The following is an 18,896-nucleotide window of genomic DNA, read 5'->3' on the forward strand; positions in this document are numbered from 1 at the left end:
CGATCGAAGACGAAACAAACCTTCCTCAAGCAGCGAGGCTCCGCGAGCCGAGCGACAGCAACCTACTTCCTCAAGCAGCGAGACCGCGCGGGTCGAGCGATAGGAAAACCACAAAGTGCCCCACGCCGTCATCGCCGCGACCGGCCTCTTCACTCCCGAACAGTCGGTGTCGAACGCCGAACTGGTCGAAAGCTACAACGCCTGGGCCGAACGCTGGAACGTCGCCCATTCGGACGGCATCGCGGCGGGCGAGCTGGAGGCGAAGACGCCCTCCTCGGCCGAGTTCATCGAAAAGGCGTCCGGCATCAAGAGCCGCTTCGTCATGGACAAGGCCGGCGTGATCGACCCGGAGCGGATGGCGCCCCGCATCGCCGAACGCGGCAACGACGAACTGTCGGTCATGGCCGAAATGGCCGTCGCCGCCGCCCGTCAGGCGATCGAGGCCTGGGGCAAGCCGGTCAGCGAGATCGGCGCGGTGCTGTGCGCCGCCTCCAACATGCCGCGCCCCTACCCCGCCCTGGCGGTCGAGGTGCAACAGGCGCTGGGGATCGAGGGCTTCGCCTTCGACATGAACGTGGCCTGCTCTTCGGCCACATTCGGGATCAAGACGGCGGCCGATTTTATTGGCGGCGGCTCGGTCAAGGCCGTGCTGATGGTCAACCCCGAGATCTGCTCGGCCCACCTGAACTTCACCGACCGCGACAGCCACTTCATCTTCGGCGACGTGGCCACCGCCGTGATCGTCGAGTCGTCCGACACCGCTGGTCCCGGCGGCTGGGACGTGTTGGGCACGCGGCTGAAGACGGTGTTCTCCAACAACATCCGCAACAATTTCGGCTTCCTGAACCGAACCGAACGCAGCAACCAAGACGCGGGCGCGGCGGCCTCAAGCAGCGAAGCGATAGGCCCCTCAGACAAACTTTTCGTCCAGCAAGGACGAAAAGTGTTCAAGGACGTGGTGCCGATGGTGTCCGACATGATCGTCGATCACGCCGGCGAGCTGGGCCTCGACCCCCACGGATTGAAGCGCCTGTGGCTGCACCAGGCCAACATCAACATGAACCAGCTGATCGGCAAGAAGGTGCTGGGTCGCGAGCCGACGGTTGATGAGAACGTCATCATCCTGGACGAATACGCCAACACCTCCTCGGCCGGCTCGATCATCGCCTTTCACCTGCACCACGATGGCTTCGAGCCCGGAGATACGGGGCTGATCTGCTCGTTCGGCGCCGGCTATTCCGCCGGCACGGTGTTTGTCAGGAAGCGCGCCTAGAAGCGCGGCGTCAGCAGGGCCCAGTCGAGGCTCCACAGGCCGGGCCCCTGCACCATCAGCCAGAACAGGATGGTCATCAGCAGGGTCTCGGGCAGGTCGAGATAGGACGACAACCGGTAGCCCAGGCTGGTTCCCTCCACGGACTTGCGCGTCACCGTCAGCAGGGCGACCAGGCTGATGATGAAGAGCAGGGCGGCGGACAGGGTGGTCAGCAGACCGAGGATCAGCAGGGCGCCGCCCGCGAACTCGCACACCGAGACGAAGCGGGCCGTCTTGCGTGGCGCGGCGATTCCCGCCTCAACCATGGTCTTTTGCATCTTCTCGGCGCTTTGGGCCGAGAACAGCTTGTAGAACCCCGACAGGAAGAACATCCCGCCCACCACGATGCGCGCCACGAACGGCGCGGTGTCCACAAGGCCGGGCCAACCCAGCGCAATGCCCCGATAGAGCTCGACCATTCCTGTATCCTCCTAGAAGCTCTGCGGTAATGCGTCCGGGGCGATCCAGTTGCCGATTTCGCCAAATGACCGCCGCAATTCACCAAAATCGATTTGGTTCCATTCACATCTCTGTGGCTACGCTTGAATCCGCCGCGAAGATTTGCGAGGCCTTGCGGGTCGAGAACAGGGAGTTCCTGGATGGCTCAGACGAAAACACCGCGGAACGGCTTGGACAGCCTGGCGCGCGACATCGCCCTGGTGCTGGAGCGCATGGGCGGATCGGCGCACCAGACAGTGGTCATCGACTGCGTCGCCGCCTTGAAGCGCCAGCGCGGCGAACAGGTGACGCCGGATCTGAAGACCCGCATCATCGAGGTCTTCGAACATTATCGCGATCTCTTCTTCCGCCCGTTCGGGGAAGGCTCGAATCGCTGGGCGCTGGCCGGCGACTTCGCCTGAGACATCGCTGACGTGAAAAGGGCGCGCCTCGCGGGAGGCGCGCCCTTTCGTCATGTCGGATCGAAGACGATCAGAACTTGCGCACGAAGCTCAGCGCGTAGCTGTCGTTTTCGCCGTCCGAGCCGTTGAAGTCGCGGCGGGTCCAGTCGGCGCGCACGCCGTTCAGGCCGTCAACCAGATAGGTCGCGCCCGCGCCGTAGTTCCAGCTGTCCTCGCCGATGTCCGAAGAGCCGCCGGCCAGTTCGCGCTTCAGTTCGGTGTGGCCATAGCCGGTGCGCACGAACACTTCGAGGTTGTTGGACACCGGGTACTTGCCGACGACATAGCCGGCGGCGTCCCACTCGTGCTCGATCTTGCCGTCCACGCCGGCCACGTTGATGTCGTGATCCTTGACGCCCACGGAGGCCTCGGTCTCCACCGCGATGAAGCGGTTCAGGTTCACGCCCAGGCGGCCGGTCACGGCGCCCGTGCTGGTGTCGTCAAGATGAGTGTAGCCGAGGTTGCCGTATCCGCGCGGCTCGGACGCCGATTGCGCTAGTGCAGGCGCAGCGATTGCAGAAATGGCGACAGCGGCGAGAATGATGTTACGCATTGTTTCTATTCACTCCTAGATGCGGCGATCTGTGTTGATCGCCAACCCCATCCAGCGAGTGCATAAATGGGGGACGGACTATGCCGTTCCAGATGCCGCGACCACTTGCGCTGAGCTGTGCACGTCAGGACACATACAGCGTTCCTTCAACTGTGACGTTGTTGTGACATTGGAACGCCTCGCCCCAACGACAAAGGGCGGCCCGCGCGGAGCCGCCCCTTATCCGACCGTGGATCAGGCAGACGCCTAGCGGTCCTTTTCGCGCTCTCCCGACAGCGCGGCCTGGGCGGCGGCGAGCCGGGCGATCGGCACGCGATACGGCGAGCAGCTGACGTAATCCAGCCCTGCCTCTTCGCAGAAGGCGATGGACGAAGGATCGCCGCCGTGCTCGCCGCAGATGCCCAGCTTGACGTCCGCCCGCTCGGCGCGCCCCCGCTCGGCGGCGATGCGGATCAGGTCGCCCACACCCTCCTGATCCAGGCGGACGAAGGGATCGGTCTCGAAGATGCCCTTGTCCATATAGGCCTGCAGGAACCGCCCGGAGTCGTCGCGCGAGATGCCGAAGGTCGTTTGCGTCAGGTCGTTGGTGCCGAACGAGAAGAACTGCGCGTGCTGGGCCAGATCGCCGGCGCGCAAGGCCGCACGCGGCAGCTCGATCATCGTCCCGACCAGATAGTCGACGCTGTCGCCGGCCTCTTCGAACACCGCCTTGGCGGTGCGGTCGGTCAGTTCACGCAGGAACTTCATCTCCAGGCCCAGCGCGACCAGCGGGTGCATGATCTCGGGCACCGGCGCTTCGCCGGAGGTCTTCTTCACCTCCAGCGCCGCCTCCAGGATGGCGCGCACCTGCATCTCGTAGATTTCGGGATAGGCGACGCCCAGGCGGCAGCCGCGATGGCCCAGCATGGGGTTGGTCTCGTGCAGCTCCCTCGCCCGCCGCTTCAGCTTGTCGGCGTCGATCCCGGAAGAGGCGGCCAGCGCATCGATGTCCTCGTCCGTGTGCGGGATGAACTCGTGCAATGGCGGATCCAGCAGGCGCACGGTCACCGGCAGCCCCGCCATGATGGTGAACAGCTCGACGAAGTCCCCCTTCTGGAACGGCGCGATCTTGGCCAGGGCCGTGCGGCGGCCCGCCTCGTCATCCGCCAGTATCATCTCGCGGACGGCGGCGATGCGGGTGTCGTCAAAGAACATGTGCTCGGTGCGGCACAGGCCGATGCCCTCGGCGCCGAAGCCGCGCGCGGTGCGGGCGTCCAGCGGGGTCTCGGCGTTGGCGCGGACCTTCAGGCGGCGCACGCCGTCGGCCCAGGCCATCAGGGTCTGGAAGTCGCCGGTCAGCTCCGGCTCGATCATGGCCACGGCGCCGTCGAGGACTTCGCCCTTGGAGCCGTCGATGGTGATGACCTCGCCGGCCTTGAAGGTGCGGCCGCGCGCGGTGAACGTCTGGGCCCGTTCATCGATGTGGATCTCGCCGGCGCCGGAAACGCAGGGACGCCCCATGCCGCGCGCCACCACCGCCGCGTGGCTGGTCATGCCGCCGCGCGCCGTGACGATGCCGCGCGCCGCGTGCATGCCGTGGATGTCTTCGGGGCTGGTTTCCTCGCGGACCAGAATGACGGCGTCGCCCAGCTGGTTCAGCCGCTCGGCCTCATCGGCGTCGAAACAGATCTTGCCGGTCGCGGCGCCGGGGCTGGCCGGCAGGCCGGCGGCCACGACGTTGCGGGTCGCGTTGGGGTCCAGCGTCGGGTGCAGCAGCTGGTCGAGCGCGGAGGGTTCGACGCGACTGATCGCCTCTTCCTGCGAGATCACGCCCTCGGCGGCCAGGTCCACGGCGACCTTCAGCGCCGACTTGGCCGTGCGCTTGCCGTTGCGGGTCTGCAGCATCCACAGCCGGCCCTGTTCGACCGTGAACTCGATGTCCTGCATGTCGCGGTAGTGGCTCTCCAGCTTGCCGACTGCGTCGACGAACTGGCCGAACACCTCCGGCATGGCCTCTTCCATCGAGGGTGCGGTCTCGCCCATCTCCTCGCGGCCGATCCTGGTCAGCGACTGGGGCGTGCGGATGCCGGCCACCACGTCCTCACCCTGGGCGTTGATCAGGAACTCGCCATACAGCCGCGCCTCGCCGGTCGAGGGATTGCGGGTGAAGGCGACGCCGGTGGCCGAGGTCTCGCCCATGTTGCCGAACACCATCGACTGGACGTTGACCGCCGTGCCCCAGCTTTCAGGGATGTCGTGCATGCGGCGATAGAATTTCGCCCGGTCGTTCATCCAGCTTTCGAACACGGCGCCGACGGCGCCCCACAGCTGGTCTTGCGGATCCTGGGGGAAGGCGTGGCCCAGCTCGCGCTCCACCACCTGCTTGTAGTCCTCGACCACCCGCTCCCAGTCCGCGGCGGACAGGTCGGTATCGACGGTGACGCCCAGCCGGTCCTTGTGCTGGTCCAACACCTCCTCGAAGTCGTCATGGCTGAGGCCCAGCACGACATTGGAATACATGGTGATGAAGCGGCGATAGCTGTCGAAGGCGAAGCGGCGGTCGCCCGACAGGCGCGCCAACCCCTCCACCGTCTCGTCGTTGAGGCCGAGGTTCAGCACGGTGTCCATCATGCCCGGCATCGACGCGCGCGCGCCCGACCGGACCGAGACCAGCAGCGGATTGTCGACGTCGCCGAACGTCTTGCCGACCACGCTCTCGACCTTGGCCAAAGCCGCCGTGACCTGCGCCTCCAGGTCGGCTGGATAGGTTTCGCCGTTGGCGTAGTACCAGGTGCAGACTTCGGTGGTGACGGTGAAGCCGGGCGGCACCGGCAGGCCCAGCGACGACATCTCGGCCAGGTTCGCGCCCTTGCCGCCGAGAAGGTTCTTCATCGACGCATCGCCGTCGGCGGAGCCTCCGCCGAAGCCGTACACCCACTGAGTCATGATCGGTAAGCCCCTGAGCCGTGTTCTGATCGGCGGGGTTGGCCCCGCTCGGGATGCGGCATGACTAGCGCGCACGCGACAGCTTGGCCATGCTGTATGTAACAATACGTGAGCGGCCGGGCGGGTTCCTGAACCGGCGCCGACGATCCCTGCCCGGAACGAAAAAGGCCGGCTTGCGCCGGCCTTTCCATCAGCTGTCCAGGAACGACCGCAGCTTGCGGCTGCGGCTGGGGTGCTTGAGCTTCCTCAGCGCCTTGGCCTCGATCTGGCGGATGCGTTCGCGGGTCACCGAGAACTGCTGGCCGACCTCCTCCAAGGTGTGGTCCGTATTCATGCCAATGCCGAAGCGCATGCGCAGCACCCGCTCCTCGCGCGGCGTCAGCGACGCCAACACGCGGGTCGTGGTCTCGCGCAGGTTCGACTGGATGGCGGCGTCGATCGGCAGGACGGCGTTCTTGTCCTCGATGAAGTCGCCCAGGTGGCTGTCTTCCTCGTCCCCGATGGGGGTTTCGAGCGAAATCGGCTCCTTGGCGATCTTCAGGACCTTGCGCACCTTCTCCAGAGGCATGGCCAGCTTTTCTGCCAGCTCTTCCGGGGTCGGCTCACGGCCGATCTCGTGCAGCATCTGGCGTGATGTCCTCACGATCTTGTTGATCGTCTCGATCATGTGCACCGGGATGCGGATGGTGCGCGCCTGATCGGCGATCGAGCGGGTGATCGCCTGACGGATCCACCAGGTCGCATAGGTCGAGAACTTGTAGCCGCGGCGATACTCGAACTTATCGACCGCCTTCATCAGGCCGATGTTGCCCTCCTGGATCAGGTCCAGGAACTGAAGGCCGCGGTTGGTATATTTCTTGGCGATCGAGATCACCAGGCGCAGGTTGGCCTCGACCATCTCCTTCTTGGCCTGACGGGCCTCGCGCTCGCCCTTCTGAACCGTCTGGACGATGCGGCGATAGTCGTCGATCGGCAGGCCCGCTTCGGTGGCGACGGCGGCGATGTCCGAGCGGATCAGGGCGATCTGGCCGGACTCGTTCTCGCTGAACTTGGTCCAGCGCACGCCCATGTCCTTGACGCGCTCGCTCCAGGTCGGGTCGAGTTCGGCGCCGAAATAGGCCTTCAGGAACTCGGGCCGCGAGATGCCGTAGCTGTCGGCGAGACGCAGCAAGCGGCCTTCGAGACCGATCAGCCGCTTGTTGATGGCGTAAAGCTGCTCAACCAGCGCCTCGATGCGGTTGTTGTTCAGCTTCATCGTCTTCAGGCGATCCGAGATCGCCGTGGTCAGCGTCTCATAGGCCTTCTGGTCCTTGGCCGAGAGCTGTTCGCCCTTCAGCCGGCTTTCGACGAGCTTGTCCTGCAGCTTGCGGAAGCCTTCGAAGTCGGAGGCGATGGCGTTCAGCACTTCCATGACGCCGTCGCGCAGCTCGGCCTCCAGCGCCGAGATCGACATGCCGCCGCCGTCGTCGAAGTCGTCGTCGTCCTCGTCGTCGCCCTCGGGCTTGGGCTCGGCCGGCGGCGCGTCCTCGGCCTCTTCGGCCTCGGGCTGGGCCGCACCCGGCAGGGACGACGGGTTCAGCACGCCATAGGTGGCGTCGAGGTCGATGACCTCGCGCAGCAGGATGCGGTTGTTCTCCAGTTCGTCGCGCCACACCATGATGGCCTCGAACGTCAGGGCGCTTTCGCAAAGCCCCGAGATCATCGCGTCGCGGCCGGCCTCGATCCGCTTGGCGATGGCGATCTCGCCCTCGCGGCTGAGCAGTTCGACCGAACCCATCTCGCGCAGATACATCCGCACCGGATCGTCGGTGCGGTCGTAGGCGGCCTTGGCCGGCGTTTCGGCCACGGCGGTTCCTGCGGCGGCGGCGACCTCGGTGGACTGCGCCTCCTGCGCGTCTTCCTCGGCTTCGACGACGTTGACGCCCATTTCGGACAGCATGGCCAGGGTGTCCTCGATCGCGTCGGGGGTCACCTCTTCGCTGGGGAGGACCTTGTTCAGCTCCTCCATCGTGACATAGCCGCGCGCCTTGGCCTGCTTGATGAACTTCTTGACGCCGGCGTCCGTCAGATCGAGCAGGGGCCCGTCGGTCGAAACCTCGGTGTCCTGCGTCTCGGTCTGAGTGCTCATTCAGTGTCTCTCCAGCCAGCGGGGGTGATCAGGCCCCATGGCAAAAATACAACGCTCGCCGACTTCGTAGGTTACGAGGCCGAACTGTTATCCCAAATCGTTCCGGTCTTGATGGCCCGGCGCAAGGCGTCACGCTCCGCCTTCACCCGTGCGAAGGCAGAGGCGTCGAAGACCAGATGGGCCTCCGACTTCGCTGACGCCAGCGCCTGCTCCAACGCCGCCACGCGGGTTGAGGCGTCAAGCGCCTGCGACCACCGGATCCGCGCCTCGGCGAGGGGCTTGTCGGAAGCCAGGAATGGCGCGCCGGACTTTGCCGCCGCCTTCTCGACCTCGCGCACTAAGGCATCGTGACCCGATTGCGCCAGATGGCGACGCATGGCCGCAGAGTCAAGCGGAAGCCCCGACAACCGTAAGCGCACTAACTCTTGCGCCAGTCCGTCCAGAGCCGGATCGCCGAAGCCGTGGGCGGCGACAGCCTCCAGATGATCGTCCAATCGCTCCGGATCGTCGATCGCGCCATGCGCGAGAGCGGCCGGCACCGGTTCGATCGACCGGCTGAGCGACTGCATGGCGGCGGCGCCTTCGGCGGTCTGGCCCTGCATTGGGGGTGGACCGAAGCGACCCCGGCCCGACCCCGGCGTCCACGGCCGTTCAACGGCGCGCGGCTGGTTCCTGGGAAACAGGGCGTCGAAGCGATCAAACAGGTCGCGGCGGTATTGCTCGGCCAGGTCCTTGTCCTGGACGGCGCCGGCGGCCTGGCGCAGGCGGCCTTTCAGGCCGGCCTTGCGCTCGGGCGTGTCGAGCGGTTCGACTTCGACTTCACGGCGGAACAGCACCTCGGCGAAGGCGCGGGTGTCGGCCAGCGCCTGACGCAGCGCCGGCGCGCCCTTGTCGCGCAGGATGTCGTCGGGGTCCTGGCCGCCTTCGAGCAGGGCGAAGCGGAAGGAGCGGCCGGATTTCAGCAGCGGCAGTCCCCGCTCGATCGCGCGATAGGCGGCGCGAAGGCCCGCCGCATCTCCGTCGAAGCACAGCACCGGCTCGTGCGACACGCGCCACAGCCGCTCCATCTGCTCTTCCGTCAGCGCCGTGCCCATGGGCGCCACGGCCGGCAATCCCGCACGCTGGCAGGCGATCACGTCCATGTAGCCTTCGACCACGATGATCGACTGATCGTTCTTAGATTCGGCGCCCAGGATGCGGCGAGCCTCGGGCAGGCCGTAGAGCGTCGCGCCCTTGTGGAAGAGCGGGCTTTCCGGGCCGTTCAGATATTTGGCGCGGTCGTCCGGGTTCATCGCCCGGCCGCCGAACGAGACGATCCGCCCGCGCGTGTCCAGGATCGGAAACATCAGCCGGTCGCGGAAGCGGTCGTACGGCTTGCCACCGCCTTCGGGAGAGATCAGCAGGCCGGCCTCGACCAGTTCCGCCGGGCGCGCGCCGCGCTGGACCAAGGCCTGTTTCAGACCCTCGCGGTCGTTGGGCGCATACCCAAGGCCGAACCGCTCCCACTGGTCCTCGGGCAGGCCGCGCTTTTCCAGGTAGTCGCGCGCCGCCTTGCCGGTGGAGCGGCGCAGATTGGCCGCGAACCACTTCTGGGCCAGGTCCATCCAGTCGGACAGGCCCTGCTTCTTAGCCTCGCGCTCAGCCGCCTGCGGGTCCTCGGCCGGCAGGGCCAGGCCCGCCTCGCCCGCCAGCCGCTGCACCGCCTCGACAAAGGAAAGGCGTTCGGTCTCCTGCAGAAAGGAGATGATGTCGCCGTGCTTGCCGGACGAGAAGTCGTGAAAGAAGCCCTTGTCGTCGTTGACGAAGAACGACGGCGACTTTTCCTTGGAGAAGGGCGACAGGCCGACGAACTCGCGCCCCTGCCGCTTGAGCTTCACCGTACGTCCGATCACGTCGGACGGGCGAAGGCGCGCCTTCAGTTCATCGATGAAGCGTTCGTCGAAGCGCACGCCGATCCTCTAGTCCCCTGCTGCGGCGGCGTCGATGGGGCGGCGGGATCAGGCGGCCTGTCCGAACCTCCCCCGAAGTCTGAACAGGCCGCCGCATCGCGGATCGGGCGTCGGTCGCCCGGGTGTCCCCCGACACCTGGACTAACGAGTTCCTAACGCCTCGCGGACCCCCATCTGGCGCAAGGTTGCGCCGGTTGTCGAGTAGAGGTTGCGGCAAAGCTGCGGGATCGTGGCGAGACTGTGTCTTTTCGGCTACCGTTCGCCGAACGGGACGACCTTGTTGTCGGCGTCGTGCCCGATGTCGGCTGAGCCGAGATAGGCGACGCCAGAACGCAGGCACCAGTAGCGCACGATCTCTTCCGGCGTCTGGCCGAAGTCGGGATCGTTGGGCGTGATGTCCGACACCCGCCCGAGGCGGATGCCCGCCACGCGTCGGATCGAGACCTGGCCAGTCAGATGAAACATCATCCGATCAACGCGGTACAACGCCTCCGACACCTCTTCCAGCATCAGCACATGACCGGACAGGTCCGGTTCCAGCGCGGTGCCGACCAACTGATCGAGTATGGTCAGGTTGAAGGCGGCGGCCGGACGCGGATCGGCCTGCAGCGACGGCTCCCAGCCCCTCGCGTCGCCGGTCGTCAGCCAGTCCAGCGCGCGCCTGCCGGTGTCGTCCTGGCGCAGGGCGTCGGACGCCATCGGCCCATGCGCCAGATGCGGGAACCCGGCCTTGTACATGCCGGCCAGAAGACTGCCGGCGTCGGAATAGCCGAGGAACCGCTTGCTCCGGGCCACATGGTTCAGCCGAGGCAGCACGGCCTCGGCGATGCGGCAGGAGCCATAGCCGCCGCGCGCGAACCAGACGGCGTCGATGCGCGGATCGTTGGCGAACTCCACGAACGCCTCGGCGCGGGTGCGGTCGTCACCGGCGAAATGACCGTGCTTCAAGAGGCAGGCGGGATGGAACACCAGCGAGATCGAGCGGTCCGGCACGGCCTGCTCCATCCACTCCTCGATCGCCTGCATGCGTTCAGGGCTGAAGCGGGAGCTTGCGCAGACCACGCCGATCTTGAAGGCGCCGCTCTTCATGGATGGTTCCCCGCCGTTCGCGTGCTAGTCAGCCGCCCTGAGCGCCCTGCCTTTCCGGTTTCCGCCCCATGAATCAAGACGCCTCCTATTTCTTCTGCGGCATCGGCGGCTCCGGCATGCTGCCGCTGGCGATGATCGTGCAGGCGTCAGGCGCTCGCATCGAGGGCTCCGACCGCGCGCTGGACCAGGGCCGCACACCCGAGAAGTTCGACTGGCTGCGCGGGCACGGCGTCGTCCTGCACCCGCAGGACGGCTCGGGCGTCACCTCGCCGGACCAGATCGTGGTGGCGACCGGGGCGGTGGAGGCCACCGTGCCCGACATCGGCGCGGCCAGGCGGGCGGGCGCTTCGATCCTGACCCGGCCGGAGCTGCTGAGCCGCCTGTTCAACGCCGCCGAGACCTCGATCGGCGTCGCGGGCACCAGCGGAAAATCGACCATCACCGGCATGATCGCCTGGATCCTGGACAGGGCCGGCCGTCGCCCCACGGTGATGAATGGCGCGGTGATGAAGAACTTCGCTGACGCCGACCACCCGTTCGCCAGCGCCCTGATCGGCGATCCGACCCTGTTCGTGTCCGAGGTGGACGAGAGCGACGGCTCCATCGCGCGCTACGATCCGACGGTGGCGGTGGTCTCCAACATATCGCTCGACCACAAGTCGATGGAGGAGTTGCGCGATCTGTTCGGCGGCTTTGCGGGACGGGCGAACACCGCCGTGCTGAACCGCGACAACCCGGAAACGCAGGCGCTGGCGCAGATGCTGCCGCCGGACCAGGTGATCACCTTCTCTCTGGGCGAAGAGGCGACGCTGTCGGCGCACGACCTGCAGCCGCTGCCGCATGGAATTCGGTTTCGCCTGATCGAGGGCTGGGGCGAGCACGACGTGGAACTGGCGACGCCGGGCGCCCACAATGTCGCCAATGCCCTCGCCGCCATCGGCGCGGTGCGCGCTCTGGGCGTCTCGACGGCCGAGGCGATTGGAGCCCTCAAGACCTTCGCCGGCATCCGCCGCCGCATGGAGGTGGTGGGGACGGCAGGCGGCGTCACCGTCATCGACGACTTCGCCCACAACCCGGACAAGATCGCCGCCACGCTGAAGACGCTGCACGCGTTCGACGGCCGGCTGCTGATCCTGTTCCAGCCGCATGGCTTCGGCCCTCTGAAGCTGATGAAGGATGAGTTCATCGACGGCTTCGCCGGCCTGCTGCGTCCCGACGACGTCCTGCTGATGCCGGAGCCGGTCTATTTCGGCGGAACCACCGACCGCGGCGTGTCGTCGGAGGACATCGTCTCGGGCGTGCGCGCCGCTGGACGTCAAGCGGAGGCCCTGCCCGACCGCGCAGCCTGCGGCGCGCGGCTGCTGGAGCTGGCCCGGGCCGGCGACCGGATCGTGGTCATGGGCGCGCGCGACGACACCCTGTCGACCTTCGCCGGTGCGCTTCTGGAGCAACTGTCCGAAAAACTCGGCTGAGAGGGCGAACCGTCCGGCGCGAATGGTATTGTAGCGGCCGATGTTGCAGCTTCCTCCTCCCCCCGCCCCGCCCGTCCAGATCGAGGAGGTGGTGGTCACCGCCGCTCGCCTGCCGCCGGCCGCCGCCGATGCGGCGTTCTCGGTCATCCGCCTGGACGAGCAGTTGCTTGGACGCTCCAGCCGCCTGGACGAGGCGCTGCGCAGCGTGCCGGCGGTGTCCCTGTTCCGGCGCACCACCAGCCTGTCGGCCAATCCGACCACCCAGGGCATTTCGCTGCGCGCCATTGCGCCATCGGGCGCCGGGCGCACCCTGGTCACGCTGGACGGCGTGCCGGTCAATGATCCGTTCGGCGGCTGGGTGATCTGGTCGCAGGTCCCGACCGAGTCGCTGGAGAGCCTGGACATCGTGCGCGGCGCGGGCTCCGGCCCCTATGGCGCGGGCGCCCTGACCGGAACCATCCTGCTGCGCGAGCGTGAACGGGGCGCGGTGCTGGACGCCTCGGTGCTGGAGCGCGGCGGCGCGCGGCTTGCGGGATCGGGCTCGCGGCAAGTGGGCGCGGTGAACCTGACGGGCTCGGCGCTGTACGAGACCAGCGACGGCTATGTGCCCGTGCGCGGTCCTGCGGCGGGCGCGGCGGACACGCCGCTGGACCTTCGCACCCGCAGCGCCTCGGTCCGCGCCGACATGCCGGTGGGAACAGCCAACCTGTCCCTGCGCGCCGCAGCCTATGACGAGGAACGCGGCTCGGGGCTCGGCGACGGCCGCTCCACCGCCGAGGGCCATGTGCTGAGCGCCACCGCCGCCCAGGCGCCGACGGATGGCGGCTATGGCTGGCGGCTTCAGGCGTGGCGGCGTGAGAGCGACTTCTCCAACACCACCGCCACGGCCTCGACCGACCGATCGACCACGACGCTGGTCAACGATCAATATCGCACACCCGCGACCGGCTGGGGCCTGAACGCCGCCGTGCGACGCGGCGCGCAGGATTTCGGCGGCGGGAGCCTGCAGTGGGAGGTCGGCGCCGACGGCCGCTTCAACGAGGGCGAGACCAACGAGCGGTTCGGCCTGGCGTTTACTCCGCGCAACCGGCGGGCGGGCGGCGAGACCTCGGTGGTCGGCGGCTATGTCGATGGATCGTGGACCGGCGGCGACTGGCTGGTCGCGGGCGGACTGCGGCTGGACCGCTGGGAGAACCAGGGCGGGTTCCGCGAGGAATACACCCTCGCCACCGGCGCCGTGACGCTGGACGAGGCCGAAGAGGCGCGCTCTGGCGAGGTGGTCAGCGCGCGTCTGGCCGCGCGTCGCGATCTGGGGAATGGCTATGCGGCGCGGCTGGCGGCCTATTCCGGCTTTCGCCCCGCCACGCTGAACGAGCTGCACCGGCCGTTCCGCGTCGGCGACGATGTCACGGAAGCGAACGCCGGACTGGAGCCGGAATCGCTGCGCGGCATCGAGGCGGGTCTGGCCTTTGACAACCGTGCGGGGATCGCCTGGGGCGCGACCCTGTTCTGGAACGAGATCGAGGACGCCATCGTCAATGTGACCGTGGGTCAGGGCCCGGCGACCTTCCCGCGCGCCGGCTTCATCCCGGCCGGCGGGGTGCTGCGCCAGCGCCAGAACGCCGGAACGATCGAGGCCTGGGGCGTCGAGCTGAACGGCTCCGCCTCGGTCTCGGAGCGGCTGTCCCTGACCGGCGCGGTCGCCTGGACCGACGCAGAGGTCGATGGGGGATCGGCCGCGCCGCAGTTGACCGGTCTGCGCCCCGCCCAGGCCCCGGAATGGAGCGCGACGGCCGGTCTCGACTGGCGCGCGACCGACCGGCTGACCCTGATCGCGGCCGCCCGCTATGAGTCCGACCGGTTTGACGACGATCTGAACAGCCGGGTGCTGGAAGCCGCCGTCACGCTGGACGCGCGGGCGGAATGGGCCGTGAATGACCGCGCCATGGTCTATGTGGCGCTCGACAACGTCACGGACGAGGACGTCGAGGTCGCCGAAACCGGCCTGGGCATCGCCGGCTATGGTCCGCCTCGCACCCTCAGCGCGGGGCTGCGCCTGACCTACTGAGAGGCTGCGACCGAGCGGCGCTATCGTCGCTATTGAAAACCGTTCGCAACAATGGCACAGCCGTTGGCGTGACCGATCTCGCAGCTCCTCGTCCAGCCGAACGGACCGCCAAGCCCAGGGCGGCCGTGAACGCGCGCCGGTCGTTCTGGCTGAAGCAGCTGCACCAGTGGCACTGGATTTCGGCGGCCGTCAGCCTGGTGGGCATGATCCTGTTCGCCGTCACCGGCATCACCCTGAACCACGCGGCGTCGATCCCGGCCGAGCCGGTCGTCAGCGAGCAGACCGCCGTCCTGCCCGCGCCGCTGTTGCAGCGGCTGGAGGGCTTCCCGGCCGAGACCACCGACCCCGTGCCGGACGCCGTGGCGCGCTGGGCCTCCGACGCCCTGGACGCCGAGATCGCCGGGCGCGCCAGCGAGACCACGCCCGAGGAAATCTACGTCGCCCTGGCCATGCCGGGCGGCGACGGCTGGGTCACCATCGATCGGGAAACCGGCGATGCGTTGCGGGAAAAGACCACGCGCGGCTGGGTCGCCTACCTCAATGACCTGCACAAGGGCCGCAACGCCGGCGCCGTGTGGTTCTGGTTCATCGACGTCTTTGCGGTGGCCTGCGTAATTTTCGCGGTCACGGGATTGGCGCTGTTGTGGCTGCACGCACGCGGCCGACCATCGACCTGGCCGATCGTGGGCCTCGGCCTCCTGACCCCCGTCGTTATCGCCCTTCTGTTCATCCACTGACGAGTTCGCCCATGCGCCTGCTTCCCATCGTCATATCCACCGCAGGGCTCGCCGCCGCCGCACCCGCCTTCGCCGCCGACGTCTCGGTGGCGGTGGAGCTGCCGCGCATCGCCACCGCTTCCTACCACCGGCCCTATGTCGCCATCTGGATCGAAAAGCCGGACCAGACGGCGGTCCAGACGTTGGCTGTCTGGTATCAGCAGACCCGCAACAACGAGGGCGACGGCAAGGACTGGCTCAAGGACCTGCGCACCTGGTGGCGCAAGGGTGGGCGCGCCATGACCATGCCGGCCGACGGGATCTCCGGCGCTACCCGCGCGGCCGGCCGCCAGTCGATCACCGTGCCCGCCGCCCGCCTGCGGGGCCTTCAGCCCGGCCAGTACACCATGGTGGTCGAGGCGGCCCGCGAACTGGGCGGCCGAGAAGTGGTGCGCGTGCCGTTCCGCTGGGGCGCCGCCAACACAGCCAACGCTTCCGGCTCTTCCGAACTCGGCGCCGTGCGCGTCACCGTCTCCCGCTAAGGACCCGCAGTCATGAAGAAGACCCTCGCCCTCCTGTCGCTCGCCGCCGCCCTCGCCGCCCCGCTCAGCGCCCAGGCGCACCGCGCGTGGCTGGCCCCCACCTCCACCAGCCTGTCGGGGACCGACGCCTGGGTCGGCTTTGACGCCGGCATGTCCAACGGCGTCTTCATCCCGGATCACGCCGCGATGCGGCTGGACAATCTGGTGGTCACCGGACCCGACGGCTCAAAAATCCAGCCCGAGCACATGATGCAGGGTCAGTACCGCTCGACGTTTGACGTGCACCTGACGCAGAACGGCACCTACAAGATCGCCAACGTCGGCTCGGGCCTGATGGCCAGCTATATGCTGAACGGCGAGCGCAAGCGTTGGCGCGGTCCGGCCAGCGATTATCCGTCCGCCTTGCCGGCGGGCGCGACGGAGGTTCAGGCGAGCCGCAACAACAGCCGGGTGGAGACCTTCGTCACCCTGAACGCGCCGAACGAGACGGTCTTCCAGACCACGGGCGAAGGGCTGGAGCTGGTTCCGGTCACCCATCCGAACGACCTCGCGGCCGGCGAGGCGGCGACGTTCAAGTTCCTGCGCGACGGCCAGCCGGCGGCGGACCTCGACGTCACGGTGGCGCGCGGCGGCCTGCGCTATCGCAACGCGCCGGAGGAAATGACGGTCAAGACTGGCGCGGACGGCGCCTTCACCGTCACCTGGCCGGAACCCGGCATGTACTGGATGAACGCGGCAGTGCGCACCGAGGCTCAAGGGCAGACCCTGGCCTCCAACACCTCCTACGTCGGCGTGGTCGAGGTCCTGCCCTGACCCGAGAATCGAAAGCCGCGCCGCCGATCGTCAGCATCGGCGGCGACGTGGCGCCCGACAGCGAGGGCAATCGCGTCCTGATCCCGGTGGGCGTCGGCCTGCCCGAGCGGCCGCCCAGCGACATCGTCTGGAGCCTGTCGGGCGCCAGCATGGGCACGACCTGGAACGCGCGGGTCATCGCGCCCGCGGGCGCCGACAAGGCCGGGGTCCAGGCGGCCATCGAGGCCGAACTGACCGAGGTGGTCGCCCTGTTCAGTCCCTGGGAGCCGTCCAGCGAGATCAGCCGGTTCAACACGGCCCCGGCCGGCATGTGGGCGGTGTCGCAAGGGTTCTGGGACCTGGTGGATGCCGCCATGGACCTGGGCGACGAAACAAACGGGGCGGTCGATCCCACGCTGGGCGCCCTGGTCGACCTGTGGGGGTTCGGCCCGCCGGGTCCGCGCTCGCCGCTGCTGCCCACGCCCGCTGACGATGAGATCGAGGCCGCGCTGAAGGTCTCGGGTTGGGGACGCCTGCGTCTGAACCGCGAGGCGCGCGGCATGATGCAGCTGGGCGGCATGCGGCTGGACGTTTCGGGCATCGCCAAGGGCCATGCGGTGGATCGTGTGTCCAACCGCCTCCACGCCATGGGCGCCACCTCGCACCTCGTCGAGATCGGCGGCGAGCTGAAGGCGCGAGGCGTCAAGCCGGACGGCCAGCCCTGGTGGGTCGAGATCGAGCAGCCGGAGGGCTCGCCCGCGCCCCGCACCGTCTGCGCCCTGCTCGATCTGGCGGTGGCGACCTCGGGCGACTACCGCCGGGCGTTCGAGCACGGCGGGCGGCGTTATCCGCACACCATCGACGGCTCCACCGGCCGGCCGGTGGACAACGGCCTGGCCTCGGTCACGGTGTTTCACCCCGAGGCGATGAAGGCGGACGCCTACGCCACCGCCCTGATCGTGATGGGGCCGTTCGAGGGGCCCGAGTTCGCCCGCGACCTGGGCCTGGCGGCGCACTTCGTCGAGCGCACGCCCCGCGGCCTGATCGAGCGCATGACCCCGGCCTATCAGGCGATGATGGACGAGGGCGCGTGACGGGCGATCCCGTTCGTCTGCTGTGGACGCTTGTCGCCTTGCTGCTGTGGCTGGCGCTGGTCGCGGCCGTGGCCTGGCGCGAGGCGCGCGCCCGACGCCGCTCCGCGCCGCGGGCCTCGCCGCGAGCCGAGGGCGAGACGGTACTCGTGGCCTTCGCCAGCCAAACCGGCTTTGGCGAGGAACTGGCCGTGATGACGGCGGAGACGCTGAGGCGGGGCGGCAGCGCGGTTCGCATGACGCCGCTGGACCAGGTCGATACCGAGACGCTCAGGACCTGCGGCCGCGCGCTGCTGATCGTCTCCACCACCGGCGAGGGCGACCCGCCGGACAACGCCGCGCGCTTCGTGCGGCGGGTGATGACGGATGAGGCGGACCTTTCGGGCGTCCGCTACGGCCTGCTGGCGCTGGGTGACCGCGACTATGACCAGTTCTGCGGCTTCGGCCATGCGGTCGATGGCTGGCTGCGTCGAGCGGGCGCCGAACCGCTGTACGACCTGGTCGAGGTGGACAACGGTGACGCTGGCGCGATCCGCCATTGGCAGCATCAGCTGAACGCCCTGACCGGCGCCGTCGACGAGCCCGACTGGACCCCGCCGGCCTATCTGCCCTGGCGGCTGACACATCGCATGCTGCTGAACCCTGGCAGTCCGGGGGGCGAAGCCTATCACCTGCGGCTGGAACCAATCGACCATGCGCCGGAATGGCGTGCGGGCGACATCGCCGAGGTGGGCGTGCCGGCGTCAGACGCGCATCCGGCGCCGGGCGCCCGCGAATATTCCGTCGCCTCCTTGCCCGCCGACGGCGGCGTCGAGTTCGTGATCCGGCTGGCTCGCCATGCAGACGGAACGCCCGGGCTGGCGTCCGGCTGGCTGACGCAGGACTGCCCGCTCGGCGGCGAGGTGGCCATGCGGCTGCGCGCCAACAGCGGCTTCCACGGACCGGCGCGTAAGACGCCGATGATCCTGATCGGAAATGGCACCGGCCTTGCGGGCCTGCGCGCCCACATCAAGGAACGGCCGACGGGTTGCGAGACCTGGCTGCTGTTCGGAGAACGCACGCGGGCGCACGACGCCTTTTTTGAGGACGAGCTTCGAGGCTGTCTGGCGACGGGCTTCCTCACGCGGCTGGATCGCTGCTTCTCGCGTGACGAAGGTGACGGGCGCTACGTCCAGGACCTGATCGCCGCCAACGCCGACGAGATGCGCGTCTGGATCGCGCGCGGCGCGGCCGTCTATGTCTGCGGCAGCCTGGAGGGCATGTCGCGCGGCGTACACGCCGCGCTCGAGACCATGCTTGGCGAAGAGGCCGTCATCCAGCTGATCGAGGACGGCCGCTACCGGCGCGACGTCTACTGAAG

The 18,896-nt window shown here is 68.1% G+C and carries 15 protein-coding genes; 9 read left to right on the forward strand and 6 right to left on the reverse strand.

From position 1 onward, the window contains the following. The first annotated feature begins 115 nt into the window (after positions 1 to 115). Entirely contained in the window at positions 116 to 1,273 is a 1,158-nt protein-coding gene (locus KY493_RS09450) for a beta-ketoacyl-ACP synthase III (protein WP_219896104.1), read from the forward strand. Here the strand turns inward: KY493_RS09450 and KY493_RS09455 are convergent. After that, positions 1,270 to 1,731 carry a DoxX family membrane protein gene (locus KY493_RS09455; RefSeq protein ID WP_219896105.1) on the reverse strand — a complete coding sequence of 154 codons (462 nt, stop codon included), beginning with the start codon at positions 1,729 to 1,731 and terminating at the stop codon, positions 1,270 to 1,272. The genes KY493_RS09450 and KY493_RS09455 overlap by 4 nt on opposite strands. Before the next feature lie 180 nt (positions 1,732 to 1,911). Between KY493_RS09455 and KY493_RS09460 the strand changes: the two genes are divergently transcribed. Continuing rightward, entirely contained in the window at positions 1,912 to 2,172 is a 261-nt protein-coding gene (locus tag KY493_RS09460) for a hypothetical protein (protein ID WP_219896106.1), read from the forward strand. A 70-nt stretch (positions 2,173 to 2,242) separates the two neighbouring features. Here the strand turns inward: KY493_RS09460 and KY493_RS09465 are convergent, their stop codons facing one another. From KY493_RS09465 to KY493_RS09485, 5 genes are all read right to left on the reverse strand, one after another. Continuing rightward, entirely contained in the window at positions 2,243 to 2,764 is a 522-nt protein-coding gene (locus KY493_RS09465; RefSeq protein WP_219896107.1) for a porin family protein, read from the reverse strand. Positions 2,765 to 3,010: 246 nt separating this feature from the next. Next, positions 3,011 to 5,689 carry a pyruvate, phosphate dikinase gene (ppdK, locus tag KY493_RS09470; protein WP_219896108.1) on the reverse strand — a complete coding sequence of 893 codons (2,679 nt, stop codon included), beginning with the start codon at positions 5,687 to 5,689 and terminating at the stop codon, positions 3,011 to 3,013. A 190-nt stretch (positions 5,690 to 5,879) separates the two neighbouring features. Then, complete coding sequence (gene rpoD / locus KY493_RS09475) at positions 5,880 to 7,817, reverse strand: RNA polymerase sigma factor RpoD (RefSeq protein WP_219896109.1); 1,938 nt, start codon at positions 7,815 to 7,817, stop codon at positions 5,880 to 5,882. 71 nt (positions 7,818 to 7,888) lie between these two features. Then, positions 7,889 to 9,766, reverse strand: a complete 1,878-nt coding sequence (dnaG, locus tag KY493_RS09480; protein ID WP_219896110.1) for a DNA primase — start codon at positions 9,764 to 9,766, stop codon at positions 7,889 to 7,891. Between the two features lie 252 nt (positions 9,767 to 10,018). Further along, positions 10,019 to 10,855, reverse strand: a complete 837-nt coding sequence (locus tag KY493_RS09485; protein ID WP_219896111.1) for an LD-carboxypeptidase — start codon at positions 10,853 to 10,855, stop codon at positions 10,019 to 10,021. Positions 10,856 to 10,923: 68 nt separating this feature from the next. On the opposite strand from KY493_RS09485, the gene murC reads away from it, so the two are divergent. From murC to KY493_RS09520, 7 genes are all read left to right on the forward strand, one after another. After that, positions 10,924 to 12,327, forward strand: a complete 1,404-nt coding sequence (gene murC / locus KY493_RS09490) for a UDP-N-acetylmuramate--L-alanine ligase (protein WP_219896112.1) — start codon at positions 10,924 to 10,926, stop codon at positions 12,325 to 12,327. A 40-nt stretch (positions 12,328 to 12,367) separates the two neighbouring features. Then, complete coding sequence (locus KY493_RS09495) at positions 12,368 to 14,395, forward strand: TonB-dependent receptor (RefSeq protein WP_219896113.1); 2,028 nt, start codon at positions 12,368 to 12,370, stop codon at positions 14,393 to 14,395. 68 nt (positions 14,396 to 14,463) lie between these two features. Continuing rightward, on the forward strand, positions 14,464 to 15,132 hold the full coding sequence (locus tag KY493_RS09500) for a PepSY-associated TM helix domain-containing protein (RefSeq protein WP_219896114.1): 669 nt from the start codon (positions 14,464 to 14,466) through the stop codon (positions 15,130 to 15,132). Positions 15,133 to 15,143: 11 nt separating this feature from the next. Next, positions 15,144 to 15,653, forward strand: coding sequence for a DUF2271 domain-containing protein (locus KY493_RS09505; protein WP_219896115.1), 510 nt, complete (start codon positions 15,144 to 15,146; stop codon positions 15,651 to 15,653). Positions 15,654 to 15,665: 12 nt separating this feature from the next. After that, positions 15,666 to 16,466: a DUF4198 domain-containing protein gene (locus tag KY493_RS09510; protein ID WP_219896116.1), complete on the forward strand. Its 801-nt coding sequence runs from the start codon at positions 15,666 to 15,668 to the stop codon at positions 16,464 to 16,466. A gap of 47 nt (positions 16,467 to 16,513) precedes the next feature. Further along, the gene (locus tag KY493_RS09515) at positions 16,514 to 17,539 is read left to right on the forward strand and encodes an FAD:protein FMN transferase (protein ID WP_255567850.1); all 1,026 of its coding nucleotides are present in this window, start codon (positions 16,514 to 16,516) and stop codon (positions 17,537 to 17,539) included. Continuing rightward, positions 17,536 to 18,894, forward strand: a complete 1,359-nt coding sequence (locus KY493_RS09520) for a sulfite reductase subunit alpha (protein ID WP_219896117.1) — start codon at positions 17,536 to 17,538, stop codon at positions 18,892 to 18,894. Before KY493_RS09515 ends, KY493_RS09520 begins: the two co-directional genes overlap by 4 nt. Positions 18,895 to 18,896: the final 2 nt, after the last annotated feature.

Origin of the sequence: Brevundimonas sp. PAMC22021 (assembly GCF_019443405.1) — a bacterium.
In the GTDB taxonomy this organism is placed as follows: domain Bacteria; phylum Pseudomonadota; class Alphaproteobacteria; order Caulobacterales; family Caulobacteraceae; genus Brevundimonas.

Bases quoted from the DNA above. Each gene is read 5' to 3' on its own strand.
- KY493_RS09455 (WP_219896105.1), bottom strand. From the start codon at position 1,731: ATGGTCGAGCTCTATCGGGGCATTGCGCTGGGTTGGCCCGGCCTTGTG.
- KY493_RS09460 (WP_219896106.1), top strand. From the start codon at position 1,912: ATGGCTCAGACGAAAACACCGCGGAACGGCTTGGACAGCCTGGCGCGC.
- KY493_RS09465 (WP_219896107.1), bottom strand. From the start codon at position 2,764: ATGCGTAACATCATTCTCGCCGCTGTCGCCATTTCTGCAATCGCTGCG.
- ppdK (WP_219896108.1), bottom strand. From the start codon at position 5,689: ATGACTCAGTGGGTGTACGGCTTCGGCGGAGGCTCCGCCGACGGCGAT.
- rpoD (WP_219896109.1), bottom strand. From the start codon at position 7,817: ATGAGCACTCAGACCGAGACGCAGGACACCGAGGTTTCGACCGACGGG.
- KY493_RS09485 (WP_219896111.1), bottom strand. From the start codon at position 10,855: ATGAAGAGCGGCGCCTTCAAGATCGGCGTGGTCTGCGCAAGCTCCCGC.
- murC (WP_219896112.1), top strand. From the start codon at position 10,924: ATGAATCAAGACGCCTCCTATTTCTTCTGCGGCATCGGCGGCTCCGGC.
- KY493_RS09495 (WP_219896113.1), top strand. From the start codon at position 12,368: ATGTTGCAGCTTCCTCCTCCCCCCGCCCCGCCCGTCCAGATCGAGGAG.
- KY493_RS09505 (WP_219896115.1), top strand. From the start codon at position 15,144: ATGCGCCTGCTTCCCATCGTCATATCCACCGCAGGGCTCGCCGCCGCC.
- KY493_RS09510 (WP_219896116.1), top strand. From the start codon at position 15,666: ATGAAGAAGACCCTCGCCCTCCTGTCGCTCGCCGCCGCCCTCGCCGCC.